Origin of the sequence: Brevibacillus sp. WF146 (assembly GCF_001673705.2) — a bacterium.
Taxonomy (GTDB): domain Bacteria; phylum Bacillota; class Bacilli; order Brevibacillales; family Brevibacillaceae; genus Brevibacillus; species Brevibacillus thermoruber.
On the sequence record NZ_CP109943.1, the window covers coordinates 3,220,977 to 3,247,916 of the forward strand.

At 56.8% G+C, this 26,940-nt stretch carries 22 protein-coding genes and 1 pseudogene; 10 read left to right on the forward strand and 13 right to left on the reverse strand.

Annotation, left to right across the window (positions count from 1 at the left end; translation table 11 throughout):
* Positions 1 to 532 precede the first annotated feature (532 nt).
* From A6764_RS16065 to A6764_RS16105, 9 genes and pseudogenes are all read left to right on the forward strand, one after another.
* Positions 533 to 3,874 (forward strand): M14 family metallopeptidase, encoded by a 3,342-nt coding sequence (locus tag A6764_RS16065; RefSeq protein WP_255309786.1) that lies wholly within the window; start codon positions 533 to 535, stop codon positions 3,872 to 3,874.
* A 19-nt stretch (positions 3,875 to 3,893) separates the two neighbouring features.
* Entirely contained in the window at positions 3,894 to 4,592 is a 699-nt protein-coding gene (locus A6764_RS16070; RefSeq protein ID WP_029097387.1) for a DUF969 domain-containing protein, read from the forward strand.
* A 3-nt stretch (positions 4,593 to 4,595) separates the two neighbouring features.
* Positions 4,596 to 5,549: a DUF979 domain-containing protein gene (locus A6764_RS16075; RefSeq protein WP_029097388.1), complete on the forward strand. Its 954-nt coding sequence runs from the start codon at positions 4,596 to 4,598 to the stop codon at positions 5,547 to 5,549.
* 103 nt (positions 5,550 to 5,652) lie between these two features.
* Positions 5,653 to 6,426, forward strand: coding sequence for an IclR family transcriptional regulator (locus tag A6764_RS16080; protein WP_176703371.1), 774 nt, complete (start codon positions 5,653 to 5,655; stop codon positions 6,424 to 6,426).
* A 16-nt stretch (positions 6,427 to 6,442) separates the two neighbouring features.
* Complete coding sequence (pcp, locus tag A6764_RS16085; protein WP_029097390.1) at positions 6,443 to 7,090, forward strand: pyroglutamyl-peptidase I; 648 nt, start codon at positions 6,443 to 6,445, stop codon at positions 7,088 to 7,090.
* Between the two features lie 41 nt (positions 7,091 to 7,131).
* Positions 7,132 to 8,109, forward strand: coding sequence for a bile acid:sodium symporter family protein (locus A6764_RS16090; RefSeq protein ID WP_029097391.1), 978 nt, complete (start codon positions 7,132 to 7,134; stop codon positions 8,107 to 8,109).
* 317 nt (positions 8,110 to 8,426) lie between these two features.
* Complete coding sequence (locus A6764_RS16095) at positions 8,427 to 8,615, forward strand: hypothetical protein (protein WP_141669798.1); 189 nt, start codon at positions 8,427 to 8,429, stop codon at positions 8,613 to 8,615.
* A 137-nt stretch (positions 8,616 to 8,752) separates the two neighbouring features.
* A pseudogene (locus A6764_RS16100) lies at positions 8,753 to 9,127 on the forward strand (sigma-70 family RNA polymerase sigma factor); the annotation flags it as partial.
* Positions 9,128 to 9,969: 842 nt separating this feature from the next.
* Complete coding sequence (locus tag A6764_RS16105) at positions 9,970 to 11,025, forward strand: hypothetical protein (protein WP_065068166.1); 1,056 nt, start codon at positions 9,970 to 9,972, stop codon at positions 11,023 to 11,025.
* Between the two features lie 493 nt (positions 11,026 to 11,518).
* Here the strand turns inward: A6764_RS16105 and A6764_RS16110 are convergent, their stop codons facing one another.
* The 9 genes from A6764_RS16110 to A6764_RS16150 all read right to left on the reverse strand — a co-directional run bounded on the left by A6764_RS16110 (position 11,519) and on the right by A6764_RS16150 (position 21,738).
* Positions 11,519 to 12,562, reverse strand: a complete 1,044-nt coding sequence (locus A6764_RS16110) for an autoinducer 2 ABC transporter substrate-binding protein (RefSeq protein ID WP_051188051.1) — start codon at positions 12,560 to 12,562, stop codon at positions 11,519 to 11,521.
* A gap of 93 nt (positions 12,563 to 12,655) precedes the next feature.
* Positions 12,656 to 13,597, reverse strand: coding sequence for an ABC transporter permease (locus A6764_RS16115; RefSeq protein WP_065068165.1), 942 nt, complete (start codon positions 13,595 to 13,597; stop codon positions 12,656 to 12,658).
* 15 nt (positions 13,598 to 13,612) lie between these two features.
* Positions 13,613 to 14,596, reverse strand: coding sequence for an ABC transporter permease (locus tag A6764_RS16120; RefSeq protein WP_044897568.1), 984 nt, complete (start codon positions 14,594 to 14,596; stop codon positions 13,613 to 13,615).
* Entirely contained in the window at positions 14,593 to 16,122 is a 1,530-nt protein-coding gene (locus A6764_RS16125; protein WP_065068164.1) for a sugar ABC transporter ATP-binding protein, read from the reverse strand. The genes A6764_RS16120 and A6764_RS16125 overlap by 4 nt, the downstream gene beginning before the upstream one ends.
* A gap of 14 nt (positions 16,123 to 16,136) precedes the next feature.
* The gene (gene rbsK, locus A6764_RS16130) at positions 16,137 to 17,090 is read right to left on the reverse strand and encodes a ribokinase (RefSeq protein ID WP_044897566.1); all 954 of its coding nucleotides are present in this window, start codon (positions 17,088 to 17,090) and stop codon (positions 16,137 to 16,139) included.
* Between the two features lies 1 nt (position 17,091).
* The gene (locus tag A6764_RS16135; protein WP_065068163.1) at positions 17,092 to 18,765 is read right to left on the reverse strand and encodes a ribulokinase; all 1,674 of its coding nucleotides are present in this window, start codon (positions 18,763 to 18,765) and stop codon (positions 17,092 to 17,094) included.
* A 175-nt stretch (positions 18,766 to 18,940) separates the two neighbouring features.
* Entirely contained in the window at positions 18,941 to 19,705 is a 765-nt protein-coding gene (locus A6764_RS16140) for a DeoR/GlpR family DNA-binding transcription regulator (RefSeq protein WP_029097404.1), read from the reverse strand.
* Between the two features lie 234 nt (positions 19,706 to 19,939).
* Positions 19,940 to 20,506 carry a GNAT family N-acetyltransferase gene (locus tag A6764_RS16145; RefSeq protein ID WP_065068162.1) on the reverse strand — a complete coding sequence of 189 codons (567 nt, stop codon included), beginning with the start codon at positions 20,504 to 20,506 and terminating at the stop codon, positions 19,940 to 19,942.
* Positions 20,507 to 20,673: 167 nt separating this feature from the next.
* Positions 20,674 to 21,738, reverse strand: coding sequence for an HD-GYP domain-containing protein (locus A6764_RS16150; RefSeq protein ID WP_065068161.1), 1,065 nt, complete (start codon positions 21,736 to 21,738; stop codon positions 20,674 to 20,676).
* A 178-nt stretch (positions 21,739 to 21,916) separates the two neighbouring features.
* Between A6764_RS16150 and A6764_RS16155 the strand changes: the two genes are divergently transcribed.
* On the forward strand, positions 21,917 to 22,408 hold the full coding sequence (locus tag A6764_RS16155; protein ID WP_029097407.1) for a Mov34/MPN/PAD-1 family protein: 492 nt from the start codon (positions 21,917 to 21,919) through the stop codon (positions 22,406 to 22,408).
* Here the strand turns inward: A6764_RS16155 and A6764_RS16160 are convergent.
* From A6764_RS16160 to mltG, 4 genes are all read right to left on the reverse strand, one after another.
* Positions 22,320 to 24,146 (reverse strand): peptidoglycan D,D-transpeptidase FtsI family protein, encoded by a 1,827-nt coding sequence (locus A6764_RS16160; protein WP_029097408.1) that lies wholly within the window; start codon positions 24,144 to 24,146, stop codon positions 22,320 to 22,322. The two genes, A6764_RS16155 and A6764_RS16160, sit on opposite strands and share 89 nt — an antisense overlap.
* A gap of 236 nt (positions 24,147 to 24,382) precedes the next feature.
* A complete protein-coding gene (gene udk / locus A6764_RS16165) occupies positions 24,383 to 25,084 on the reverse strand; it encodes a uridine kinase (protein WP_255309783.1) in 702 nt (233 codons plus the stop codon).
* Positions 25,085 to 25,090: 6 nt separating this feature from the next.
* On the reverse strand, positions 25,091 to 25,732 hold the full coding sequence (locus A6764_RS16170; RefSeq protein WP_044897562.1) for an O-methyltransferase: 642 nt from the start codon (positions 25,730 to 25,732) through the stop codon (positions 25,091 to 25,093).
* Between the two features lie 72 nt (positions 25,733 to 25,804).
* On the reverse strand, positions 25,805 to 26,899 hold the full coding sequence (gene mltG, locus A6764_RS16175) for an endolytic transglycosylase MltG (RefSeq protein ID WP_065068160.1): 1,095 nt from the start codon (positions 26,897 to 26,899) through the stop codon (positions 25,805 to 25,807).
* Positions 26,900 to 26,940 lie beyond the last annotated feature (41 nt).

Genomic DNA, 26,940 nt, shown 5'->3' on the forward strand with positions numbered 1-26,940 from the left:
CAGAATCTCCAGGTATGAGCTTTACATGCACCGCGCATCCCTCCCTGTCAGAAGGTATGCGTCTACGGCTTGTCAAAAGTAGCGGATTCTCGGATGGATCGGAACATGGATCAGGTGAGCAATTTGACGCTCAAGTAGCGAAAGTGACCAACAAAGCGAAATACAAAAAATGGCTGAATTGCTTGGGATTGGGATCTTTGTTCCGTTACCACCCCACGGAAGTACGCCTAATCCCCCGCTGCAGCGAGGGAAGTGTTGAAAGTGGAACAGTTGAATGATTTATAAAAAAGGACAAATTTTCAAAAAATAACTATTGATTTCCTCTTTTACTGAATACTATCATAAGAGTAACAATTTCGAAATGAATGTTCCGAAATACGGAACGACGTATTGCGAGGAGATCCTGATGACTGCGCAACATTTCTGGACAACCGATGGACTTTTCTACTCGCATGAGGGAAGGAGCGCCCCGGCGGGCCTGCGTTCGCGGATTACAGTACCGTCGCGGCGGACGTGCTGGGAATCTGCCGCAATGGTTGAGCTGGCCGCGCGAATTGGCCTTCATATGGCTGAGCTGCCCGTTCCGATCTTTGATCATCTCTTTATTTTTGATCAATTGGAAACGAGATCGGATAACGGTGCCGCCCCCTTCCATCTGGTGATGGGATATGACGAAGCGTGGTTGTTTCGCGTTTTGGGCGAGCACGCGCTGCCCATACACGCTGCACGGAAGGAACTGACACAGGAATCGGGGCTGCTTTATCTAATACAGCGGGAACCGGGCCCGGTTCTTGTCGTTACGGGCAGTTCTCCCGAGATGACACTGCATGCGGCACGAGCTCTTGCATCTGACTGTTTCGCAAACGGATTCCCTGAACATGAACCGATGATTCTGGTCCCTCGAGAGATTTCCTTTTCCGGCACGTCCGTGGATGGTCGGGATGCACCACAACGGTATTCCCTGCACAACCTTTTTTCCGTCGAAGGGCTTTATCGGCAAAACGAAGATGAGCTGCATCCAACCCTTGATCTTTATTTTCATGTACGCGATCCTGACCTCGAACCAACGGCAGCCGCGGTTGAATTGGCTGCGAGACTTGCATTGTCGGCAGGGTATGTCTGCTTCCCGGTGACCGCTTGTCTTGGCGAAAGCAAACCTGCCAATCGGTTTGAGATTTCCCTAACGGCTGATGATTCAGATGATCGCGAGGCTTTCGTGGAACTTTCTCCTGTGGAAAGTGGCGGCCTGGCGATTCACTGCAGCAAGCGAAGAATCATTGCATTTGTTCGCGACTTGTTAACAGAATGGTTTGCTCCGCTCGATCTGCCGACAGAGGATACCTGGAGGCACCGCTTTGCTTCCCTGCAAAGTGCCAGTCCGGATATTCAACTGCGTGCACAGTTGGGCATGAAAGCGTTTATGGAACAGAGACGGGGGGAGATCGCACAGCTTGTCCTCCCCGAACACCTGGCGAATCCGGTTGAGTTGTGGAGACATTATCTTGGTCCAAACATGAGCAGCCGTTCCATTCTGGTTGAGCACGCCGCGCCCGTTTGGACCGCCGATTGGGAAGACCGTGGTGAATTGCAAGACATGGAAGCGTATCTTTTCACCACACTGGCACGGCTGCAGGAAGCTGGACAGTTGGCCGACGAAATCGCGATCGAAGTGACGACGACAACCAGTGAGCCAAGCTTTCTCCGTTGGGCGGAACAACTGACAACCGCGATCCAGAAACAATGGGGGATCTCCGCCTCATTTGTCTACCGTGACGCCAACAAATCCGGTCTACACTGGGCGATGCAGGAAGTCCTGCCGCAAATCAGGCAGGTTGCCGATCTCGATTCCATCGTCCTGCAGGCGCGCGCGTTTCGGCCCGATGTCAAACATCTTGATCTGGTGCACCGCTATTTACAAGAGCTGTACCCCTTCGACGCGATTTTGGCGAAAGCACTGGATGTGCCGCCGGAACGGATCACGCTGGAACTGCTGGAAGAGCAGTCGGCCCCCATGTTCCGTATAGCGGCCAAAAACAAGCAGGGCAAAGTCCTGGCGGATTGGTCCTGGGAAGGCTGGGGAAAAAGTCTGCCGTACATGCCTGATCAACCAGAGCGAGGCCATGTCATGATCCCGTTTGCCGGCTGCCGCATTTATCCGAGCGGACAAGCCCAGGCATTGGCCAGCCAATCCTTTGAAACGAATCCGTATCGCTTTTGGAAATGGTATCAGCAATCCGTCCTTCCCGCAGTGGTCGCACATGTCGGACCCGTGCAGGGGGTGCCCAAATTCTTGCGGCTTGAGTGTCACGTCTGGATGGATGCCGCAGACAACAAGGTGCCGCACTTGGAAGAGGTAAGTTCCGCCTTGGAGGCGCTGCATGAAGATTTGTATTTCTACACCCTGCATGCCCTGCATGAGCATGGGAAGCAAACGGGTGATCCGGGCTGGGACGCACCTGGAGGTATCGTGCCGTTCATGCACCACGAACCCGGCGGAAAGCCGCATGCGCGCATCGCTTTATACGCCCTGCCTAACGACCATCATGTACGGATTGTGTTCCAACACGGGGAAGAGACCGTATTGAAGCCAAGTCCGGCCGACCAATGGCGGCAGGCGAGAATTGTCTCTCTTACGCAGCACAACGGACAAACGACGTTTGCATTTGACGGCCTGGCCGATCCCGCACTGGCAGAATCCTGCGGCACATGGCTTTCCGCGGCAGCACATTCTGCCGGGGAGAACGGGTTGGCTCCTCCCGCAACCCATGCTGCTGAAAAATCGGTGACGGACGATGTTTTCGTCAACGAAGATGTTCAGGATTGGCTGGAAAAGCGGAAGGAGAAGATCCCCGGTCGGGTGACACCGATCGATTTTTCCTTTCTTGGCCAGTGGATCTGGCTGGTGGAATTGTATGCGTCATCGAACGATAAGGCGAGCATTTGCAGTTCTCTCAAGCAAACACTGTACAAGCCGACGCTGTTCATCAATGAACGGCACCATGCCAACGAGGTGTCCAGCACAAATGCTGCGCTGCACCTGATTGAGCAGGTGACGGCCGACCCATCCGTTCTGGATCATCTGAATGTTGTGATTGTTCCGTTGGAAAACGTGGACGGCGCAGCGCTGCACGCCCAGATGACAGCCGAACACCCTTGCTGGAAACACCATGCGGCCCGTTACAACGCATGCGGCTTGGAGTTTGCCAAATATCGGTTTCAACCGGATGTGCCCTTTGGCGAAAGTCGGGTGTATCCCAAAGTGTGGAACCGATGGAAGCCGGATATTGTCCTTGACGACCACGGGGTCCCTTCGCATGAATGGATTCAACCGTTCAGCGGCTATCACAGCCCGCCCCGCTTCCCGGTTTCCTACTGGATTCCCAGCGCCCGGATGTATACCATTTGGCGAGAGCTCACGGATTCAACGGCGGAACAGCGGGAAGCGTATCATTCCCTGCGCTCGTTCCTGACAAAAAGACTGGATGAAGACGAAGCGGTGGCAAACGACAATCGGGAGTGGCTCCGTACGTATATCCGCTGGGGGACTCAGTTTGATGAGAAGCACTTTCCGGTGGAATTGTCCCATGGAAGCATCGCCTATATCCGTCATGCAAAACGGGACAAACAGTCGCACGATTTGATCGAGCGGTTTCCGCAATGGGTGACCGCAGATTTGATGACAGAGGTAAACGACGAAACGGTGTACGGCAAGGAGCTGGCTGCTTGCCAACACGCCCACCATGTTGTTCATCAAGCCATCCTTGACTGGCTGGCGCAAAGACAGATCCACGTTGAGCTTGTGCGCCAACCTTTCACGAATGGCACTGTTCGCATCGGACTGGAGCGGAAACGACCGCTTTCCACAACAAAATGATTGAGGGGAGAAACAGGGAATGGTCTTGCTTGGACTTGTTATCGTCATCGTCGGTTTTATCATTCGCGTAAATCCGCTCTTGGTTGTCACCAGCGCGGGGCTGGTGACCGGACTGCTTGCCCATCAATCGCTGTATGAAATTATCGAACAATTCGGGAAAGCGTTCACGACCAATCGGTATATGGCCGTTTTCATCGCCACGCTGCCGGTCATCGGCCTGTTGGAACGTCATGGGCTGCGCGAACAGGCGGAAAGCGTTGTGGCCAAAATCAAGGCGGCAACGACCGGCCGGATTCTTACCGCTTATTTTGTCATTCGGGAAGTAGCCGCAGCCGTCGGATTAACCTCCATCGGCGGACACGCGCAGATGGTTCGTCCGCTTGTCGCTCCCATGGCAGAAGGGGCTGCAGAAGCAAAATACGGCAAATTGCCGGACAACGTTCGCGATGAAATCCGTGCCCATGCCGCCGCTGCTGACAACATCGGGGTATTTTTCGGTGAAGACGTTTTTATCGCCATCGGGGCAATCTTGTTGATGAAAGGCTTCTTTGATCAAAACAACATTCCTTCCGATCCGCTGCACATGGCGTTGTGGGCGATTCCGACCGCTGTTGCCGCCTTGATCGTCCACTGTATTCGTCTGTATCTGCTGGATCGTTCTCTTCAGAAGCGTCTTGGTTCCGCAAGCAGCCATGCGGCGATCGGAAAGGAGGAATAATCGATGCTGCTGTCCATCGAAGCCGTCTATATCTTTTTGGGGATAATCGTCGTGTTGGGCAGTTTGTTTACCTTCGCTGACCGGAAAAATCCGCGGCGTCTCACATCCGGACTGTTTTATTTCCTCTACGGGATTTCCCTGCTGCTCGGCAGTGTGATTCCGCCGTTTTACATGGGCCTGCTCGTGCTGGTGATGGTTGCCATCGTGGGAGCAGGCGGTTTGAAACCCGGCAGCTACGGGGAAGCAACTCCGGAAGAGAAAATGCAAAATCGCAACCGGTTGAAGAATCTTCTGTTCATTCCTGCTTTATTGATCCCGGTCATCACCGTGATTGGCACGACAGGGTTCAAAGGCGTAAAAATCGGTGACCTGTTTATCTTTGACCAAAAGAACATCACCCTCGTGTCACTTGGCGTGGCAACGCTGATCGCACTGCTTGCAGGTCTGTGGATGACCAAATCTGCACCTGTTGTCGCTGTAAAGGAATCGCGAAGGTTGTTGGAAGCCATCGGCTGGGCCTCCCTCCTGCCGCAGATGCTGGCAACGTTGGGGACGATCTTTACCAGCGCCGGGGTTGGCACTGTTGTTTCTGATTTGGTGGGAAAAATCATTCCTACCCATTCCCTGTTCTGGGTCGTCTTTGCTTACTGTATCGGTATGGCTTTGTTTACGATGGTGATGGGAAATGCGTTTGCCGCTTTCCCGGTGATGACGGCGGGAATCGCTGTCCCGCTGTTGATCAAGCAATTTGGTGTGGATGCCAACCATCTGGCGGCCATCGGGATGTTTGCCGGTTACTGCGGCACCCTGATGACTCCGATGGCAGCCAACTTCAACATTGTGCCTGCCGCCCTGCTTGACTTGAAAGATAAAAACCACGTCATTCGTGTGCAGGTTCCCACTGCGTTGATTATCCTAGCGTTTAACATCGTCCTGATGTATGTCCTCTCCCTGTGAGCGGACGCATGCAGACGAGGACTGCCGCCGATGTACAAAGCCGGCGGCAGCCCGTTGTGCTTCATCCATTTTGATTGGCTGGGGAGGATCAAGGGGGCTCATGATACAAAACAAGAACAAGACGATTGTCAAATCGATGGAAGTGCTGAATCTTTTTCTCCAGCACGCAAAACTAAGCCTCAACGACATGGTAGAGCTGTCGGGCATGCCCAAAACGTCCATTCATCGCATGGCAGGGTCACTGGAAGAGATGGGGCTCCTGCAGAAAAACGCAGACGGCAGCTATTCACTGGGCCTGACATTCCTGCAGTTCGGCCAGTTGGTGGCCGAGCGATTGGATATCCGCCAAATCGCGTTACCGGTGATGAAAACCTTGCGGGATCAGGTGGACGAGGCCGTCAATCTGATCATTCGAGACGGGGACCAGGCGATGTATATTGAAAAATTGGACACGCTGCATCCGGTCCGGCTTTACACGAAAATTGGCAGGAGATCCCCCCTCTACGCGGGAGCCTGTTCCCGAATCATCCTCGCCTATCTGGACGAACAGGAACGCGAACAGTATATAAACGCGATCACGCTGGTTCCATATGCATCCGGAACCATCACGGACAAGCAGCGGCTAAGGGAAGTCCTCGCCGAAGCGCGGAAAAACGGCTATACCGTCAGCTATTCGGAACTGGAGGAAAACACCGCTTCGGTGGCTGCGCCAATCTTTGATCATCACGGCCGCATCTGCGCCGGATTAAGCATTGCCGGTCCGGATGTTCGATTCGGCGACGAGCGGTTACCAGAGTTAATCCATGTGCTGCAGGAGGCTGTCAAACGGATTTCATTCGAGCTCGGCTGGCGAGAGAATGGGACTCAGTGGAGATAAGAACGGAGGAGATACGATGAAGAACGTTCTCGTAACGGGATTTGATCCGTTTGGCGGAGAATCCGTCAATCCGGCGTTGGAAGCGGTCAAATGCCTGGCCCATCTGAAAACCGAAACGTATGCAGTCGAGGTCAGGGAAATGCCTACCGTATTCGGCAAGGCGCTTGACTGCTTGTACGCTGCGATCGAACAGGTCAAGCCCGATCTTGTCATTTGCGTCGGGCAGGCAGGCGGACGACCCCAAATGACCGTCGAACGGGTGGCGATCAATGTGAATGATGCGCGCATCCCCGATAACGAAGGAAACCAACCGATTGATACGCCGGTTGTACCCGGCGGGCCTGTTGGATACTGGTCTACCCTTCCGATCAAGGCAATCGTACAAGAACTGAATCGGCAGGGAGTACCGGCCGCCGTATCCCATACAGCCGGAACGTTCGTGTGCAATCATGTTTTCTACGGATTGATGCATTACATCGCCGAATCAAAAGCCGCCATTCGGGGCGGATTCATTCATATCCCCTATCTTCCGGAACAGGCTGCCCGCCAGCCGGGGCAGCCCAGCATGGCGTTGGAAACCATTGTGAAAGGGCTGAGGATCGCAATTGATGTCGCAGTCGCACTCGAAGAAGATATCGTGACAATGGGCGGACAAATCAGTTAAGGAGGATTTCCATGTCGATGTCTGGCACTGTTTCAAAGCCGATGATGCTTATCGAAAAAATCAGTTCGTTTGCAGGAAAAACGTTTACCGTATGGGTCATTCTCGTTTCGGTGATTGCCTATCTGTTCCCCGGCCATTTCAAGTGGATTGGAGGCTATGTCGTTCCCTTGTTGGGAATCGTCATGTTCGGGATGGGACTTACATTGTCCGCAGCCGATTTTGCAGAAGTATTTCGTCGGCCAAAGGATGTGGCGATCGGCGTGGTGTGTCACTACGTCATCATGCCGGGATTGGCCTTCCTCTTGGCATGGGGATTGGACCTGCCGCCGGAAGTGGCTGTTGGCGTCATCCTGGTGGGATGCTGTCCGAGTGGAACGGCATCGAATGTCATGGTGTTTCTGGCAAGAGGGGATGTTGCCCTCGCTGTGGCGATCGCATCGGTTTCAACGATTCTCGCACCCATTGTGACTCCTCTGCTTATCCTGCTGCTTGCCAGCAAGTGGGTTGACATCAACATGTGGTCATTGTTTGCGTCCATTATTCAAGTGGTGATCATTCCGCTGGCTCTCGGGTTTGTCATCAAGAAGTTCTTTGGCAAACAGGCGGAAGCGAGTGCAAAGGCGCTGCCGCTCGTCTCCACCATCGCGATCGTCATGATCGTAGCAGGTGTCGTGGCAGGCAGCCAGGCCAAGCTGGCCTCCACCGGCCCGCTGATTTTTGCTGTTGTGATCCTGCATAATGTGCTGGGCTTTTTGCTGGGCTTTTACCTCGCCCGTCTGTTCGGAATGGATTTGGCAAAACAAAAGGCGGTGGCCATGGAAGTCGGGATGCAGAATTCCGGATTGGGCGTGGCGATCGCAACGGCGAATTTCTCGCCATTGGCCGCTGTACCCAGTGCGATTTTCAGCGTGTGGCACAATATATCAGGCTCGATTCTCGCCACGATTTTCAGCCGCATGAGAGACAAGAACGAACGAACGTCGGGGGCCGCTCAGCAGGCAGGTATCCCCAATCCGTAACTGCCGCACCCGCCACCGGCACAGACGAGTGCGCCGTCCCCGCTGCCGCCGAACGCCAGCCCGTTCGGCACTGGGGACGACGCCCCCCCTCCTCCCACTCATTGCACGATCTGGATTCCTTTCATTGTGAAACGGCTGACAGGCCTCGTACGATCACTTATCCTCTACGTGATCATTCAGCCGTGCTGCCTCCCCCATCAGAAGCATCCAATATTTTTCCCTAAGGAAACTTTTTTCTATCGTATCATAGTGTTGCTCATTGTCATTTTTTGTGTAGAATTTGCCTCAAGGAAACAATTGTGACTAAAGAGAGAAAAATGAGTGGGGGCAAACAATGGCTCGCGTCCTGGCTGGACAGTTCGATTGCCGGGGCCATGACCGCCGTATCCGGCGTATTGTTCCTGCTGGCCTTTCTCTTCTCACCGCGTCACGGTGTGGTTGCGAAAGCGATCGCGCAGCGACGGGTACGCGTCCAAAACCGACAAACAAAACCCGCCTCTCATTAAGGCGGGATCCGAACGGAGCGGCATCTGGCGCTGCGTTCGCCTGGTTTCCCCCAAACCATCAGGGATCAGAAAAAGGAGCGTGACAAACGCTCCTTTGCTCGTGCCAGGCATCACGCCATACCTTTGACTGTAGAATCGAAATTCTGATGCATCTGCGCAGCTTGAAAAAAACAAAAAAGGACGTGTCGCTGCACGACCCCATCGGAACCGACAAGGAAGGGAACGAAATCACCCTGATCGACGTGCTGGGCACGGAGATTGACGAAGTGGTGGACACGGTGCAGCTCAAGCTGGAGTCCAACAAGATCTACCAGCACATTCACATCCTCGACGAGCGGGAAAAAGAAGTGATCATCGGCCGGTTCGGACTGGACCAGGACAAAGAGAAGACACAGCGGGAAATCGCCCGCGAGCTGGGCATTTCCCGTTCGTACGTCTCCCGCATCGAGAAGCGGGCGTTGATGAAGTTGTTTAATGAGTTTTATCGGACTAAGCAGACGCAGGGCAGGTAGGAGAAAAAGGATGTGATTGACAGAAAATCAATCACATCCTTTTTCTGCGCAAGCTTTGTTTCCGGTGCCTGATGCTGAATATCTGGTGGCACAAGGATAGCGTCTGAAATTACCCAATCGAGGGCGTTTATCGCGATTGCACTTCTGTTATTTGCAACTTTTTTCTCATCAGATAGTATGAAGTTTTACGACTGTGTCAGGAGATATGTTCATATTTGATTTCGGAATGGTTGTTATCGAATGGAGAACGGTGATATTTCAGTTACTCACATTTCTTATTTTGGTCGGAATTCCAGCAGGACTAACTATTTTTTTCGTAGTTCGCTCCAGGATAAGACAAAAATTAGGGAACTAGAACGAAGAATTGAACGACTAGAAAAAGAATGAAGTTGATAAAGGGGGAGCTATTCCAGACATAAGTTACAGGCCAGCCTTGGGAGTTTGATTGTAGCGTGCCAGAGGAGCCGTTGTGAACGAGTACGGGGATATTATCGGGATTGTGGCACAGCGTACGTCGGTAAACGTCACACGTGGGAGCGTTAAGGAAAATGTTCGGCGGTGAAGCGATCAATGTAAGTCATCCATTTATTCGAGAGAGGATTACAAGATACTTGTAAAGCAAGCAGCCTTCTGGCGGTGAAAAAGCCGCTGGAGGGCCATTTTTTGCCTACGTTTGAGTGTCGCACTTTAATATTACAATCCGCCATACATAAAACCTAAAACGAAAGGATTGTTAATGGGTTAATAAGGCAGGAATTCAAAAAACACACAAAAATTTATTTACAAAATTCGGTAATATATAATATAATTGCATTGTTTCCAATAAAAGGAGGTATGAAAAAATGAGGTTATTAAAAACTACCCTATGTTCGCTCTTGTGTTACACAACTTTTATTGTTGGAATGGCTGTACCGCCTGTAAAAGCTGAAAGTGCTAAACAAATTTACGAGACACCAGAACAAGTGAAAGTGAAAACATTTGAGATAGACAGTGATGGAGAATTCGTAGTAACTGGATATAAGGAAATTACATCGAATACCAAAGTGATTAAAGAGGGGTCCGTAATTGAAGCAATCGTGCATTCGAAGGAAGATATTTTCGATATAGATGGAAATTATTTGGCTACAAAATACATCTATGAGGACTCAATTAATGATTTGGAGACAGGAGAAGCAAAAGTTAAAAGAATTGTAGAAGAAGAAACCGAAGGAAAGAATTCTAACAGTACCATACGTTCGAAAAGGGATGCTTCGAGCATCGTGGACATAGTTGAGAGTAAAGTCGATATATTATCGGAAGATTTCAAAGAGTCTAAGGGTATTACCTACGAGCAGGTGGAAGAAATACGTGATACTGCAGAAAAGCTCAAAGAAAAAATTGATAGAAAAGGTTTTAAGTCAGCATTAGCTAATTCGGTATTAGCTGCTGGTGCGTTTGATAATTACTATAATGAAGATTTATCTGATGGTACTTTCACTGTACAAGTTTTAAGCGAACAGGCTCACAAATATGTTAAAGGAAAAGGAAACGTTAAAGACGGAAACAATGCTAGAAGTCTAAGTAAATTTCAAGGGTATATCGATGATTACGAGGAAGGCATAATGAACGACATGAAGGCTTCAAAATATATACCAGAAGTTACCGCTTGGGTGGTTGCTATCGCAAGCGCTATAGCTCTTGTAGCAGGTTTCCCGGTTGGCGCCGCAGGATGGGCGCAAGCGGTTTATGCAGGGGCTGCGACTACGAGTACGCTAGCGGCTATCACTGGAGCTGCGTATGCAACTAACGCTCGTCTGCAAGCGAGTGCAGAAGTTGCTGCTAACCTTGCGTCGGCCCAGAAAGTGATGAATTACAAAAATTGGACGAATACGAAGTTTACTTTAGTGAGTGGATATTAAATAATAAGAAAAAAGCCATTAGTCTGTATGGACAATGGCTTTTTTAAACCTTCAACGACTATGGATCGAGGTGCGAAAATGGATAAGAAAGTTGTTTTACAAATCACTATCTTAATCTTGTTTATCTCGCAAGTGATCGGAATGTTTTTTTTGGATGTTCCTCTTCCCGTACTAGTCTTACTTGCCGGAGGGGCTCTTGGTTCTTTAGTTTGTTTTTATATTATTACAAAACATTCTCAATAATGCATGTATGACTATAGATAACAAATTACCAGCCATGGCTTGAAGAAGTTCAACATAGAGTTTGGAGAGCAGCTTACCTTTGAACCTCTCTCGGGTAACGATCTCCAAGAAAACCTAATTTGGAGATATAACTCCGGCGGCTGCCGGAAAGCCATTGGCTCCGGTTGGAAGAACAGTTCCATCGGAGCAAACGAAAGGCTGCCTGAACACAGGCAGCCTCTATTTGCAGACAGCGTCCGTACAGCTTTGATTAAAAATCGTAGTTGCCGGCGTTTTCCTTGGTGAAGTCGCTCGGCGGTCCCATGATGACGGTTTTGCCGTCTGCCTTCACTTCGATCTTGCCGACGTTCTCCACCTCTTGGCCGTCGGTCGGCTTCTTGCCTTCCGCCAGGTCTTTGGCCAGGGTGACGGTCAAGTAACCCAGCTTCACCGGGTCCCACAGCGTCGCCGTATCGAGCGATCCGTCTTCCAGGAACGGCTTGGAGTCCTTCGGCAGCGCCACGCCCACGAGCGACACCTTGTCCTGCAGGCCTTTTTCCTGGATCGCCTGGGCCGCACCGAGCGGCGCCACCGTGGAGTAGGCCAGGATGCCGTTCAGGTCGGGGTTGGCCTTCAGCAGGTCCAGCGTCTTCTGGTAGGCCACCTGCTGTTTCTCGTCCGTGCCGATCTTGTCTCCGATGATCTGCAGGTTGGGGTACTTCTCGGCAATCTGCTTCTTCGACCAGTCGATCCAGGTGTTCAGGTTTTGCGCCGACAGGCCGCCCGTCACGATGGCCACTTTTCCGCTGTCGGTGCCCATCGCCTGGACGAGCAGGTCAACCATGTGACGTCCGTACACTTCGTCGTCGATTTGGTGGACGGACAGCTCAACCACCGAGGGGTCGGCCGGCGTGTCCCAGTCCATCACCTTGATGCCTTGATCCTTCGCCTTTTTCAGCACCGGCGTCAGCGCGGCCGCATCGTTCGGCGCGACGGCGATTACGTCCACCTTTTTGGAGATCAGGTCCTCGATCACCTTCACCTGCTGCGCGGCGTCCGGTTGGGTCGGGCCGGTGTAGATCAGCTCGACGCCCAGTTTGTCGGCAGCCTGCTTCGCCCCTTTTTCGGACGCGTTGAAGTACGGGATGCCGACCAGTTTGGGAACGACGGCGATCGTCAGCTTGCCGTCGCTTTTGCCCCCTGCCGCACCATCAGCCGGGGCGGCCGTGTTTTTCTGTACGGCACAGCCCGTCATCAGGCCCAGTGCCAGCAAAACGGAGACGGAAACAGACAGCATTTTGTTCATCTTTTTCATCGAAACTCCCCCTGTGTCAGTTGATCAGACATTGGTCTTGGACAAAAGCGGAAAGAAGCGGGTGACATCGTCGGTTCGCCAGCATCCCTCCCTTCACGCGGTCTGGCTTTGCTTGCGCTTCGCCGAGACATAGTTGATCAGCAGGACGCCAATCAGGATGGTGCCCATCAGCATGTCGATGACCATGCTGGAGACGCCCAGCAGATTCAGCCCGTTGGAGATGATCTGGAAAATCCCCACGGCCAGCACGACTCCGATCACTTTGCCGTACCCGCCGGAGATGCTGGTGCCGCCCAGGACGGCGACGGCGATGCTTTGCAGCAGGTACGAGCTGCCGATGTCCACCTTGGCCGAATTGTAGCGGCTGGTCATGATGATGGCCGCCACCGCCGCCATCAACGCGGCAAACAGGTAGACCCACAGGACGACCCGGGTCGTGTTGATCCCGGAAAACAGCGTCGCCGTCGGGTTGTTGCCGAACATGTAGACGCTGCGGCCCCACGCCGTCTTGTTCAGCAGGATGGACAGGATCACGGCAATCGCCGCAAAGATCAGGATCGGAATCGGAACGGCTCCCAAGAGGCCGTTGCCGATCAGCGAATAGCTCTCCGGAAAGCCGGAAATGCTGTTGCCCTTTGTCAGCAGCAGGACAATCCCCTCAAACAGGGTCATCGTGCCCAGCGTGACCAGGATGGGGGAAACGCCGACGACGGCGATGAAAAACCCGTTGAGAAGACCGCCGGTCAGCGCGGTGGCGACGCCCGCCAGGATCGACACCGGCACGGAATACCCGTTGGTCAGCAGCGTGGCCACGATCACGCCGGCCAGCGCCGCCAGGAAGGTGATCGACAAATCGATCCCGGCCGTTAGCAGCACGACCATCATCCCCAGCGACAAAATTCCCAGTTCGGGGAGCTGAAACAGCATGTTGATCAGGTTGTACGCTTCAAAAAACCCCGGGACAAACAGCGTCATCAAGAGAAACAGTCCCGCAAACACGTAGCCGAGAATCCATTCTTTCGAGAGAAAATTCATGTCCTCACCCCGCTCCTACGCCTCGATCTCGATTTTCGCCCGGTTGGCTTCCTCGCGCTTCCGCTTGATCACGTCATAGGTGACGGCGATCAAAATAATCGCGCCGGTCACGATATCCTGCCAGAAGGTATCGACATGGGCGAGGATCAGGCCGTTCTGCATCACGCCGAGCAGCAGCACACCCAGGATCGTCCCCGGGATGGAACCGTAGCCGCCCATGATGTTGGCCCCGCCCAGGACGACGGCGGCGATTACGGTCAGCTCGAAGCCGTTGAACCCGTTCGGGTCCACCCCTTTGGTGTACGCGGTCTGCACGATTGCGGCAATGCCCGCGAGGCAGCCCATGTATGCGTATACAAACAACTGCACGGACTGCAGGTGAATCCCCGCCCGCATCGCGGAAACCGGATTCCCGCCCATCGCCACGACCGAGCGGCCGATGACGGTGTGGTTCAGCAGAAACCAGGTAAACAGCGCGACCGCAAAAAAGATGAGGATGAGAACCGATACCCCGAGGGGTTTCCATTGGGCGAAGCGAAGAAACGCTTCCGGCAGATCGCTGCTGTTCATGTACGCCCCGTTTGTGACGTACAGCGTGGCCCCGGCCAAGATGCTTTTGGTGCCCAGCGTGGCCACGATCGGCGGTATCTTTGTTTTGGCGACGAGCAGCCCGTTGATCAGGCCGAGCAGCGCTCCCACGAGGGGCGCGGCGAGAAAAATGGCGACCAGGCTCCATCCGCTGTCGTGCAGCGAGACGGCCAGTTTTCCGATGATGACGGTGATGGCGGCCGTCACCGCGGCGACGGAGACGTCAATCCCGCCGGTGATGATCACCAGTGTCATCCCGATCGCGAGGATGCCCAGCACGGCGTTGCCCTTCAAGATGTCGAGGATGTTGTCCCCCGTCAAAAAGACGGGACTGGTGACGGCCAGCGCCGCGGACAGCAGCAGCAGGATGACTCCGATTCCAAGCTCGCTTGATTTCAGGATTTTGCTCATAACCCGACCGCCTCATTTCCTTTCGCCTTTGGTGATCCGATCAATGCCAGGTTCATGATTTTCTCCTGGGTCGCTTCCTTGATGGACAGTTCCCCGCTGATCGTCCCTTTTCGCATGACCAGCACGCGGTCGCTGACGGCCAGCACTTCCGGCAAATCGGACGAGATGACAATCACCGCCAGCCCGTCGGCGGCCAGGGAGCGGATCAGCCTGTGAATTTCCGTCTTCGCCCCGATGTCGATCCCGTTGGTCGGTTCATCGACGATCAGGATGCGCGGGTTTGTCGACAGCCATTTGGCAATGACCACTTTTTGCTGGTTCCCGCCGGACATGTTGCCGGTGGCCATCTCCGGGATGGCGGGGCGGATGTCCAGCGACCGGATGTATCCCTCGGCCAGTTTCGCCTCCTGTTTTCCGTCGATCCACCCCAGGCGGTTCTTCAACTGCTTGAGGATCGGCAGGGAGACGTTGCGGACGATCGACTGCTGCAGGATCAGTCCTTCCCGCTGCCTGCTCTCCGGCACGTAGGCGATGCCGTATTTCACGGCCTCCTGCGTGGACGAAATGCTCACCGCTTTTCCGTTCAGCCTAATCTCGCCCGCGTCCGGCTTTTGCAGGCCGAACAGCGCGTGCGCCAGCTCCGTCCTGCCCGAGCCGACCAGCCCGGTGATGCCGACCACTTCCCCTTTTCGCAGGGTAAACGAGACGTCCTTGAAATGGCCCCGCTTGGACAGCGAGACGACTTCCAAGACCGGCTCGCCCGGCTGCGTCTCCTGCCTCGACACCGCCTCCACTTTTCGTCCGACCATCAGTGCGATCAGCTTTTCTTCGTTCAGCTCATCCCTGTCGTACGTGCCGACGTACTTCCCGTCCCGCAGCACGGTGAACCGGTCCGACACCTTGAACAGCTCCTCCATCTTGTGGCTGACGAACAGGATGGCGATTCCCTTTCGCTTCAAGTCGTCGATCACCTTGTACAGCAGCTTCACTTCGCCGGACGAGAGCGACGAGGTAGGCTCGTCCATGATGATCAGCTTGGCTTCGAAGGCGATCGCTCTGGCAATGGCGACAAGCTGCTGCTTGGCGATGCTAAGCGTGTCCAGGCGGGCGTCGGGATCGATGCCGAACCCCCATTCGTTCAGGATGCGGGCGGCCAGCTCCCTCTTTTCTTTCCGCTTGACCAGGCGAAACGGTCCTTTTCCGGCATCGCGGCCCATGCAGATGTTTTCCGCCACGCTCAGGTTGGGAAAGAGGCTCAAATCCTGATAAATGATGGAGATGCCCTGCAGGGTCGCGTCCAGCGGCTTTTTGATCTCCACCTCTTTGCCGTCAAAGAAGAAGCGGCTTCCGGGGTCGGGGTGATACACGCCCGCCAGGATTTTGATCAGCGTCGATTTGCCCGCCCCGTTCTCTCCGATCAAGGCGTGCACTTCGCCCGCACGCACCGCCAACTGCACGTCGTCGAGCGCCTTCACCCCCGGAAACGTCTTGCTGATGTGTTTCATTTCCAACAAATACGGCTGCATCGTCCACACCTCCGTCATTCATGTGCCGCGGCTGTCCCGTCCAGATAATCGCGCAGCCCGCGTTCGGCGATGAAGGACCGCACCTCCGCCAGTGTGGGGATGCCCACCTGGGCGCCGAAACGGGTTGCCTTCAGCGCGCTGACAACGCTTGCAAACCGGGCCGCCTGAAACAGGTTTTTCCCGTCGGCCAGCGCACAGGCCAGCGCGCCGGAAAACGTGTCACCCACGACCGTATCCACCGCCTGAACCGGAATCGCTTCGATAAACTCCGAGCGTTCCGGGGTGAAGACCAGGCAGCCCCGCTGCCCCATCTTGATGATCGACTGGGAGACGCCGAGCGACTGGAAGTAGAGGGCCGCTTGCCGGGCGTCGTCGGGGCCCTCGATCTCGATGCCGGTCATGTACTTCGTCTCCTGCTCGTTCGGAATGACGATGTCGGCGTACTGCAGCGCCCGCATCGTGATGCCTTCCGCCGGCGCCGGGTCCAGAATCACCAGACTGCCGTTCTCCTTGGCCTTCTGCATCGCGTAGACGACCGCCCGCTCGCCCGTTTCCATCTGCGTCAGCAGGATGCGGCAGGACTGGAGCTCGGGCAGCACCTTGTCGACGTCCTCCGGAGCCAGGTCCGCATTGGCCCCGCGCACCACCAGCATGGTATTTTCCGCGTAGGCGTCAATCGTGATCATCGCCGTTCCGGTCTTGGCGGCCGCGCTCCGCTTCACCCCCGACACGTCGACGCCGTTGGCCCTGAGCTCTGCCAGCAGCCGATCCCCGAACGGGTCCTGCCCGACCGATCCGACCAGCAGCACCTCTTTGCCCAGCCGGGCGATCGCGGTCGCGGCGTTGCCTCCCTTGCCGCCCGGGAGGATGTCCATCGTTTCGCCAAACAGCGTCTCTCCCCGGCGGGGATACGTCTTGGTCCTGATCACCATATCCGTGTTCAAACTGCCAACCACGCAAATTTTCATGTCATACGCTCTTTTCCGTCCATTTTTTTACCGCTTTCAATTCCTTCATCAGGGAGCCCCGTCCGAAGGTGTCGTGAAGCTCCTTGTACAGCCGGTAGAGCCGGTCGTACGTCTGACGCGCCTGTTCATCCGGCCGGTAGACGACAGAGTGGCCGTCTTTCATCCGGCTGGCCGCTTCCATGATCGAATCGTATCCGCCGGCTTTCGCCCCCGCGGCAACCGCGCCGAACATGGCGGCGCCCAGCGCGGAAGCATTGGGACTCGAAACCGCTTCCACCTGTTTGCCCGTCACGTTGGCGAAAATCTGCATCAGCAGGCGGTTGTTGACGGACAAGCCGCCGCAGGCGTACAGCTTGCGGATGGGGAGGCCGCCGTCTTCAAACGCTTCGATGATGGTGCGCGTGCCAAACGCCAGGCTTTCCATCAGGGCGAGGTAGATCTCTTCCGGCTTCGTCTCCAGCCGGATGCCGACGATCAGGCCGGACAGGGAGGCGTCGTTGAGCACGGAGCGGTTGCCGTTCAGCCAATCCAGCGCGATGAGACCGCTCTCTCCCGGCTTGATCGCCCTCGCTTTCTCTTCCAGCAGGGCGTACAGGGACATGCCCCGCTGTTCCGCTTCCTGGTGATAAGCGGCCGGCACGCCGCTGCGGACGAACCAGGCCAGCGTATCGCCCCCGGCCGCCTGCCCCGCTTCGTATCCGTACAGTCCGGGGAGAATCCCGTCTTCCACCACGCCGTTTACTCCCGGGATAAACAGCTCCTCTTCCGCCATCACCATGTGGCAGATGGACGTGCCCATCACCATCAGCATCTGGCCGGGTTCGACGATCCCCGCCCCGGGCACGCTCGCATGGGCGTCGATCGTGGCGACGGCGACAGCCACCTGTTCCGTCAGGCCCAGCCGGCGGGCCATCTCTTCCGTCAGACGGCCGGCGTACGTGCCGACCGGGTAGATCGGGGTGGCGATCTTGTCGCGGACAAAATGCTCCATGTCCGGATGAAGGGCTTTCAAAAAATCGGACGACGGGTAGCCGTTCCGTTTGTTCCAGGTTTCCTTATACCCCGCCGCGCAGGAGTTGCGCTTCAATTCGCCCGTCAACTGCAGGACGATCCAGTCGCCCGCCTCCACGAAGCGGTCAGCCGCATGGTAGACCTCGGGGGCTTCGCGCAGGATCTGCAGCACTTTGGGCAGAAGCCACTCGGACGAGAGGGAGCCGCCGTAATAGCGGAGAAACGCTTCTCCTCGCGCCCGCGCCAGCTCGGTGATCTCGTTCGCTTCCGGTTCCGCGGCGTGGTGCTTCCACAGCTTCACCCAACTGTGCGGGTTGCCGCGAAAGGCGGGATCGGCGCAGAGCGGTTCGCCGTCGGCGCGGATCGGCAGAATCGTGCAGGCGGTAAAGTCCACCCCGATGCCGATCACCTGATCCGGTCTGGCCCCGGCCTCGTTCATGCAGGCGCGGATCGTATCCACCAGCGCATCCAGGTAATCCTGAGGATCCTGCAGCGCCCATTCGCTGTTCAGCCGAACCGACGTACCCGGCAGCGTCTCCACGATCACGCCGTGGGCGTACGGTTTGGTTGCAATCGCTTTCACTTCTCCGTTTGCTGCATCCACTAGAACGGCGCGAGCCGATTCCGTTCCAAAATCAACTCCAAACACCAGCTTGTCGTGCATCTCGGCTCCTCCTGAATCGATTGATGCTTTGTTTGTCCCACATATTATCCGCATTTTTCTGCTTTTTCAATATTCCGAAACCAACAAAAGAGAAACAATTCCACATGTTTTTGCGGGATTGTTTCTCTTTTCCAGTTGAAAATGTTTGGTTGGAAAACAGAAAAGAACCCACCTGTTACGACTGGGCGAGTTGTATATTCAAACCCTCTGCTTTGAAAGCGGACAACTGGTTGAGCGGCAGCCCGTGATCCGTGATGATCTGGTCCACCTTGTCCAGGGAGAGCAGGTTGGTCAGCGACTTCTGCCCGAACTTCGTGTGGTCGGCCAGCAGGATCAAGCGGTCGGAGATGGAGATGAACTTCTGTTTGACCTGTGCTTCCATCTCGTTGTTCTCGTAAATGCCGTGTTCCAGATGAACCCCGTGGCAGGAGAAGAAGAACTTGTCCACGTGGTAGCCTTCGATGGACTTTTCCGTCATCGTGCCGAAAAACGAGGTGCAGTCCTTGTTCAGATAGCCGCCGACGGTGATGACCTTTACCTTGTCCTGACGGAGAAACTCCAGGGTGACGGCGATGGAATTGGTGATCACGGTGATCTCCCGCTCGCCCAGGAGCCGGGCCAACTGAAAGGAGACGTCGCTGGAGTCGAGGGCAATGATGTCCCCGTCCTGGATGCCTTTGGCCGCTTCCTTGGCGATCTCCCGCTTCGCTTCCAGATGGGCGACTTCGCGCTGGATGAGCGGCGACGCTTCTTTTTCCTTCCGGTTCAACACCGCGCCGCCGTGCGTGCGGTGAATCAATCCCTGTTTTTCCATCGCCTCCAGATCGCGGCGTATCGTCTCTTTCGTCACCTGAAACTGCCTGCTCAAGTTGGAGACGTAGACGTGTCCCTTCTGTTCCAGCAGTTCGAGAATCTCCTGCTGCCTTTTTGAAGCCAACATGACACGCAGTTCCTCCTTTTGTTTCACTTGTCAACCCTTTGATTTGCAACAAAAATCAATCGATTTTTATTGCTTTCCTTTGTTATTTTACTCCCACTATTTTGACATATCAACATCCATTCGTTTCTTCCGCTTGTCACAACGGACACGAATGCTTTTGTTTTTTACGAGAACAAACACCTCCCGCCTGGCCGGGGCATGGCAACGGATGCCGCGGGCATACGGGAGGTGTCGTCAGATCAGCACGGATAATTGCTTGACCATATGGTCGTACAGGTGGCCGCTTACCAGAAGCGTGCCGTCCGGCCGATAGCCGATCGATTCGTACAGCTTGCGCGCCTGGGGGTTTTCCTGGTCCACGAGCAGCGCAATCCGCTCGTGTCCGCGCGCGCGAGCCTCTGCTTCAAAACGGGCCAGCAGCCGTCTGCCGATGCCTTTGCCGCGCTGGTCGGCGCGGACCGCCAGCGTGTCCAGGTAAAACTCATCGGACCGGGCTTCCTTTACAATGACCGGAGCGATGCCCGTCAAGCGGGCCAACCGCTGAACAAACGGACGGTCCAGCTCTTCGGTCCGGCTGCCGTGGTAGAACAGCGCCAGTCCGACGGGTTCTCCCCCCACTTCGGCCACGACCGCATTCTCGTAGCTGAGCCGGTTTCTCTCCATCCGAAAAAACGCCTCGATGACGCGAATGGCCTCGTCCGCTTCCACAGCGCCGGTCAGCGTGTGGGCAATGCTGCCAATCGCTTCGTAAATCAGCGGCGCGACGCATGCCGCGTCTGCCGGTGTCGCTTTTCGTATCATGCTGGTTCGCCTGTTCCCTCCCCGTCCCTAGTGCGATCTGTTCTATTTTGGCACAGCGGGACGGGGGTGTCGAGGTTCTCCGGCCTTTTGCCACAAAACCGTGACATGTGGCATCCGCATGGGAACGTCCGCTTGCCGGGAGAAAGGTCCCGTGCGGCGAGCGGCGGCTATCCGAGCATTTTTTCGATGCTCAACTGGCGGTGGCAGCGAAGGTCGACGAACTGGCCCTGCCGGCGAACCAGCGGACGCATCGGCTCATCCCGGTGAATCAGGATCACTTCCACCTCCTCGCCGCTGTTGAGACGCGCCTTGGCTCCCACGTAAAGCTGGGCGATGTAATGGACGAACAGAGAGACGATTTCGATGTTGAGCAGCCCGTCGCACGCCGCCTTCCACAGCACGCGGGCCGCTTCAAACGGCGACGTCCGCTGCTTGTAGACGCGATCGGAGCAGATCGCGTCAAACATGTCGGCAACCGCCACCACCTGACACTCCAGCGGAATCTGCTCATCCTTCCGCCCTTCCGGATAGCCGGAGCCGTCCAGCCGCTCGTGGTGCAGCAGGGCACAAATGGCGAGCGTCTCATGGCCGCCCTCCATCTGCTGCAGAATCTCGTACCCGTACACGGTGTGCCGCTTCATTTCCGCAAACTCCTCGTCCGTCAGCCTATCGGGTTTGAGCAGGATCTCCCGGGGCACGCGCGTTTTGCCGATATCATGCAGAAATCCGGCCGCTCCCATCAACCATACGCGCTCCTCGTCCCATTTCAGCAAGCGGGCGATTAGCGTGCAGAGAATCCCCACGTTGAGCGAGTGGCGATACGTGTAGCTGTCCGCCCCTTCCAGCACGTACAGGGACCGGAACAGCCCGAGCCGCTCCTCCGTCCGCTCCGCCAGCGCGTGAAACGCTTGGCAGAACTCGTGCAGGCTCGGCACCTGTCCAAGGTCCACGCGCTCAAACAGCCGCCTCGTCTGTTCCATCGCATCCAGGTAGCAGAACGCGCTCTCCCGGTCCCCTCCCTTGTCCAGCAGTTGGGCGGAAATCTTTTCGCCATTCCCCTCCGACAGGTCGTCTGCGATGCTGACGCGCGTGATGCGCTGGTTGCGCAGCGCGTTGACGTGGGCGGCTGTCAGCACGGTGCGCCGGGGCAGAAGCAGCACACCGGCTTCCGAGTAGAGATCCTCGGCCAGCACCTTGCCGACCAGCGCGGGATTTACAAAAGCCATTGGCATAGCATCAAACCTTTCCTTCTATTCATATTTTTTCTAAAATTATAGAAAAGAAATACTTTTGCTGACAACCTTTTTTCGACAATTGTCGCACGACAAACGTCACGGATCACTTTGGCGCGCCGCTGCATAGGATAAAAGGCAGCCCTGTGGAGGTTGAGTCAAGGAGGTAGACAAGGCCATGACCTCGTTGTATATCACGCCCAAGGCGTGGAAGCAGATCGAACAATCCGTCAGAAAAAACCCCTCCCTGGAGACGGGAGGGGTATTGATGGGATACTCGTTGAATGATGAAGAGTGGCTGGTTACCTACGCCAGCGGCCCCGGTCCCAATGCCGTTCGCCATCCCAACGCCATCCTGTTTGACGACGACCACCTGCGCAGGCTGGTGCGCAAATTGAGCCGACGGCAGCGCTGGCAGTACATCGGGGATTGGCACAGCCACACGATCAAAAGGCTGTCGCCCAGCAAGGGAGACCGCCGCACGATTTGGGCGAAGGCGAGTCAGTCCCTCTACATGTCCTCTTCGCCGATCATGCTGATTGTCGGTCTCAACAGACAAGACAAGGTGCAGGCTCGCGCCTTTATTCTGGAGAACTCCCTGCGCGAAGTGGGGAAGATTGACCTGGCCACTCGGCAATCGCTTCGACAGCGCGGCGGAAAATCTCCATAGCCCGGGTTGTCTCCCCGGCCGGCTGGTGTGCCGCCACGACGGCAATGGCGTACCGGGGGGTGTCGACCGGCGTGTAGCCGACAAACCAGAGGTGGTTGCTGCCGTCGCCGGCCCCCGTCTGCGCGGTGCCGCTTTTGCCCGCGACCGGCCACGGCGCCTGCAGCAGCATCCGGCCGGTTCCTTCGGTTACGACGAGGCGCAGCAGGCGCCTCATTTTTTTGGCCGTCACATAGTCGATCCCCGACTCCGGCAGCCGGTGTTCCGGAAAACGGAAAAACGTCTGGCCGTTTCGATACGCGATCTCGCTCACCAACCGCACCTGGCCGGGCTGCCCCCCGCGCAGGATGGTCACCATCAGATTGGCGGCCTGCATTGGCGTGACGCGAACGTCCCGCTGGCCGATCGCCGTCTGGATCAAGACGCCTTCATCCTGGCGGGAAACCTGCTCGGCGAACACCCGTCCCTGCTCCTCGCCGTCCACCTGCCGGAAGCCGTCCAATTTGAACAGGTGCGGCGTGACGTATCCCACCGGAGAGGACAAGCCCAGACGGCGGGCATACGCCTCCAGCTTGTCCCCGCCGATCCGTTTGGCGATTTCGGCAAAGGTGATGTTGCAGGACTGGGCAAACGCCTCCTCCATCGTCAGCGCGCCGTGACCGTCCCGCTTCCAGCAGGAAAAGCCGTATTTGCCGTAATCGCCGCGGCAGACGAACCGCTCGGTGGGGGAAACCAGCCCCTCCGCCAGGGCGGCCGCGGCCACGACCGTCTTGAAGACGGAACCGGGGGTGATTTGCTTGACGGCGCGGTTTCGCCACGCCCCCTGCTGCACGTCCACTTTCGTCTGGTCGTACTGCGGGCGGCTGACCATCGCCAGGACGTCTGCATGGGTCGCGTCCAGCACGACGATCGCCCCTTCCCGCAGGCCGGCGCTGTCCGCCACCCGCTCCAGGCGCCGCTGCAGGTCGGCGTCCAGCGTGGTGACGAGAGACAGCGGGTAGTACTGGTTCTCCTGCCGCGTGTAGCGGATGTCCAGCCCCTTGAGCGGCTTTCCCTCGCCATCCACGTAGTAGGAGAGCACGGACGGCTCCACTCCCTGCAAAAACCGGTCGAAGCTGCGCTCCAAGCCGGACGCCCCTACCGTGCTGTCCGCGTTCATCTTCCCTTCCGCCCACTCGTCCGGATACAGCGTGCGGACCAGTTCGGGATTGCGGTGGATGTAGCCGATCACGTGCTTGGCCACCTCGTCCGCGCGGTAGCGCTCCGTCACTTTCAGGGCGACGACGCCGGGGATCCCCAGCGCGTTTACCTGATCCGCCTGCCGCTCGCTCAGGGGGACCAGCCTGCCGTCCGTCTGTCTCAGCATGAGCGGGGCTTTCGCTTTGGTCATCACGTCTTCGAGCATCGTTTCCGGCACGCGCACGATCTCCGCCAGCCGTCTCCATCCGCCATTTTCCTGCAGGCTGCCCCGCGCCAGGGGGAACAGGAGCAGGGCGAGCTGTTCCTCCCCCGTAAAGGGGTAGCCGTTTCGGTCGAGGATGTCGCCCCGGCCGCTGTGCAGCACGATGCTCTGCTGCCGCTGCTTAACCGCATTTTTCACCAAATCGACACCGTGCCTGGAGAAGCGGTGCGATGCCCACAGTTGAATCCACCAGAGGCGGACCAACAGCCCGGCCCACACCAGCGTCATGAACAACAGCACGAGAAAGTGGCGCCGTTTCACCCGGCGTTCCAGGTCCATGCCTCATACCTCCCGCCTTTTTTTTCCAGTATTGCCGGAACGGGCGGCGGGAAAACCGATCTGGCCCAACATGCGCACAGGCATGAAAAAAAGCGCGCCGCTTTCGGACGGCGCACTCGCGTGTGGTTTCGGATATTCACCTGTATGGGGATGTCCCCGAGCCGGTCGCGCTGCCCGGGGCATGGAATCGGCCCTACAAGACAGCGGCCCTCTTGTCCCGGGCTCGGCTGACGTCCCTACGCGTTGGAAAGCTGCTGTTTCTCCAGCAGGATGTTGCGGATCTTGGTCGACAGAAGATCGAGCGCCACCCGGTTGTAGCCGCCTTCCGGGATGATCACGTCGGCGTACCGCTTGGTCGGCTCGATAAACTGCAGGTGCATCGGCCTTACGACGTTGAGGTACTGGTTGACCACCGATTCGAGCGAACGGCCGCGCTCTTCGATGTCGCGCATGATCCGCCGGACGATCCGCACGTCGGCGTCGGTGTCCACAAACACCTTGATGTCCATCATGTCGCGAATGCGGGGATCTTCCAGGATCAGCATGCCTTCCAGAATGATCACGTCTTTCGGCTCCACCAGCACCGTTTCCCGCTTCCGGTTGTGCACCTTGAAGTCGTAAATCGGCTTCTGGATCGGCCGGCGCTGCATCAGCTCCTGCAGGTGAAACAGCAGCAGATCATTGTCAAACGCAAACGGGTGGTCGTAGTTGGTCATCGAGCGCTCTTCCAGACTGAGGTGGCTCTGGTCCTTGTAGTACGAATCCTGCTCAATCATGGCGACGCTGTCGTTTTGAAACTGGCGAAACAGTTCGCGCGCCACGGTAGTTTTGCCGGAGCCGCTGCCCCCGGCGACCCCAATCAATACGGGGTGACCCATGCTCCATGTCTCCTTCCTCTTGCAGCTCCCTGGCCTTACAGCCGGGGCCCGTTCTCTGATGTGCACTCAATCGGCTGTCCGCTTCAGGCTGACGGCCAGGCCGTCGCCCACCGGAACAAACGTGGTTTCCAGTTGGGGATGCTGCGCCAGGTAGGCGTTGAACTGCCGCAGCTTGTCCACCAGCGGCCGCTGCCGTTTCCCCGCTTCTTCCGGCGCCGCCACCAGCCCGCGAAACAGGACGTTGTCGGACAGCACCAGTCCCCCTTCGCGCAGCAGCGGCAGGTAGAGATCGAGAAACGTGCGGTACTGTCCTTTGGCGGCGTCGATAAACAGACAGTCGAACCGGTACGTGTCCGGCAGACCGAGCGTGGCGTCTCTGGCGAGGATCTCGATCCGCGCCGACAACCCGGCTTCCGCGATGTTGGCACGCGCCCGCTCCAGACGCTGCTCGTCGATGTCCATCGTGACGATGCGGGCTTCCGGTGCCGCCTCCGCCATCCAGATGGTCGAATAGCCGATGGCGGTCCCCACTTCCAGAATCGACTTCGGCCGGTGAAGCTGGAGCAGCGTCCGCATCACCTGAGCTGTCGGCAGTTGGACGATGGGAATGCCCTCTTCCGCCGCTTCCCGCTCCAATCGCGCCAGCAGCGGGGAACGCGGCGGGATTAGCCCCGTCACATAAGCATCAATCGCCGGATTGGTTATCATCACATCACGCCCCCTTACCTAGCAACCGCATCATTATAGCATACCCGCGGGCAAAAAACAGAGGAAACCGCGTCAGTTCCCTCTGCTTTTCGCATCGTTGGCCTCGTGCTCCGCCAGCGTGCGGGAGAAGTAGTGCTCGGACGAACCGTCCTTTTTGGTCACGTAAAAGAAATAATCGTGTTGGGCCGGATGGACGGCAGCGGCCAGCGACGCCCTGCCGGGGTTGGCGATCGGCCCGGGCGGCAGTCCCGGATGCATGTACGTGTTGTACGGACTGTTTACCTTCAGATCGTCGTACGTCAGCCGGTCGCGCTGCTTGCCGAGGACAAACTGGACGGTGGCATCCGCCTGCAGGAGCCACCCTTCGCGCAGGCGGTTGTAGTAGACGCCGGCCACGATCGGCCGCTCCTTGTCCACCACGACCTCCCGCTCCACAATGGACGCCAGGCGGACCGCCTCGTCCATCGTCATGCCCCGCTGTTTCAGCGTTTCCGTCCACTCCGGCTGCCATTCCTTTTGGAACTGGGCGAGCATCTTCGCGATGATCTCGTGCGCGCTGGCCCCCTTTTTCACTTCGTACGTCTCGGGAAACAGGTAGCCCTCCAAGCGGTATTTGCGCCCTTCCGTTTTCGGAATGGCCGCGACAAACGGAAACCCCGGAAAGCTCCCCTGATTGACTTCCCGCAAAAATGCCGCTTTGTCGGCCAGCCCTTTTTGCGCCAAATGATCGGCGATCTGCTCCACGTTCCAGCCCTCCGGCACGGTGAAGCGCACGGTGTCCACCACGGTCTTGCCCTCCGCCATGGTTTGCAGGATCTCATCGACGGTGGCGCCCGTCTGGAACTGGTAGGTCCCGGCCTGCAGGCGGGAGCCGATCCCCTGGTACATGGCATAGTAGGCAAACAGGTCGGCGCTGCGAATCAGCCCCTGCTCTTCCAGCAGACGGCCGATCTCCCGCACCGACGAACCGGACGGAATGCTTACCTTTTTGACGGTGTGCTCGCCATTCGGCGGCTGCAGCCCTTGATAGACGTAACATGCCGCTCCTCCCGCCGCGATCAGCAGACAGAACAGCGCGACCCCCAACCGAAAAAAGCGGCCCCGCCTGCGCCGCTGCGGCGGCGGCCATTCGGCGCTGCGATCTTGTTTCAGTGACAGTAGATTCACGACAGAGTCCTCCTTTTTTCGCGGTGCCTCTCTGCCGACCC

Coding starts and splice junctions, on each gene's coding strand:
- A6764_RS16065 (WP_255309786.1), top strand. CDS start 533: ATGGTTGAGCTGGCCGCGCGAATTGGCCTTCATATGGCTGAGCTGCCC.
- pcp (WP_029097390.1), top strand. CDS start 6,443: ATGAAGAACGTTCTCGTAACGGGATTTGATCCGTTTGGCGGAGAATCC.
- A6764_RS16090 (WP_029097391.1), top strand. CDS start 7,132: ATGATGCTTATCGAAAAAATCAGTTCGTTTGCAGGAAAAACGTTTACC.
- A6764_RS16115 (WP_065068165.1), bottom strand. CDS start 13,597: ATGAATTTTCTCTCGAAAGAATGGATTCTCGGCTACGTGTTTGCGGGA.
- A6764_RS16150 (WP_065068161.1), bottom strand. CDS start 21,738: ATGCCAATGGCTTTTGTAAATCCCGCGCTGGTCGGCAAGGTGCTGGCC.
- A6764_RS16105 (WP_065068166.1), top strand. CDS start 9,970: ATGAGGTTATTAAAAACTACCCTATGTTCGCTCTTGTGTTACACAACT.
- A6764_RS16155 (WP_029097407.1), top strand. CDS start 21,917: ATGACCTCGTTGTATATCACGCCCAAGGCGTGGAAGCAGATCGAACAA.
- rbsK (WP_044897566.1), bottom strand. CDS start 17,090: ATGAAAATTTGCGTGGTTGGCAGTTTGAACACGGATATGGTGATCAGG.
- A6764_RS16075 (WP_029097388.1), top strand. CDS start 4,596: ATGCTGCTGTCCATCGAAGCCGTCTATATCTTTTTGGGGATAATCGTC.
- A6764_RS16125 (WP_065068164.1), bottom strand. CDS start 16,122: ATGCAGCCGTATTTGTTGGAAATGAAACACATCAGCAAGACGTTTCCG.
- A6764_RS16135 (WP_065068163.1), bottom strand. CDS start 18,765: ATGCACGACAAGCTGGTGTTTGGAGTTGATTTTGGAACGGAATCGGCT.
- A6764_RS16095 (WP_141669798.1), top strand. CDS start 8,427: ATGAGTGGGGGCAAACAATGGCTCGCGTCCTGGCTGGACAGTTCGATT.
- A6764_RS16120 (WP_044897568.1), bottom strand. CDS start 14,596: ATGAGCAAAATCCTGAAATCAAGCGAGCTTGGAATCGGAGTCATCCTG.
- A6764_RS16110 (WP_051188051.1), bottom strand. CDS start 12,562: ATGAAAAAGATGAACAAAATGCTGTCTGTTTCCGTCTCCGTTTTGCTG.
- A6764_RS16170 (WP_044897562.1), bottom strand. CDS start 25,732: ATGATAACCAATCCGGCGATTGATGCTTATGTGACGGGGCTAATCCCG.
- A6764_RS16140 (WP_029097404.1), bottom strand. CDS start 19,705: ATGTTGGCTTCAAAAAGGCAGCAGGAGATTCTCGAACTGCTGGAACAG.
- A6764_RS16070 (WP_029097387.1), top strand. CDS start 3,894: ATGGTCTTGCTTGGACTTGTTATCGTCATCGTCGGTTTTATCATTCGC.
- A6764_RS16160 (WP_029097408.1), bottom strand. CDS start 24,146: ATGGACCTGGAACGCCGGGTGAAACGGCGCCACTTTCTCGTGCTGTTG.
- A6764_RS16145 (WP_065068162.1), bottom strand. CDS start 20,506: ATGATACGAAAAGCGACACCGGCAGACGCGGCATGCGTCGCGCCGCTG.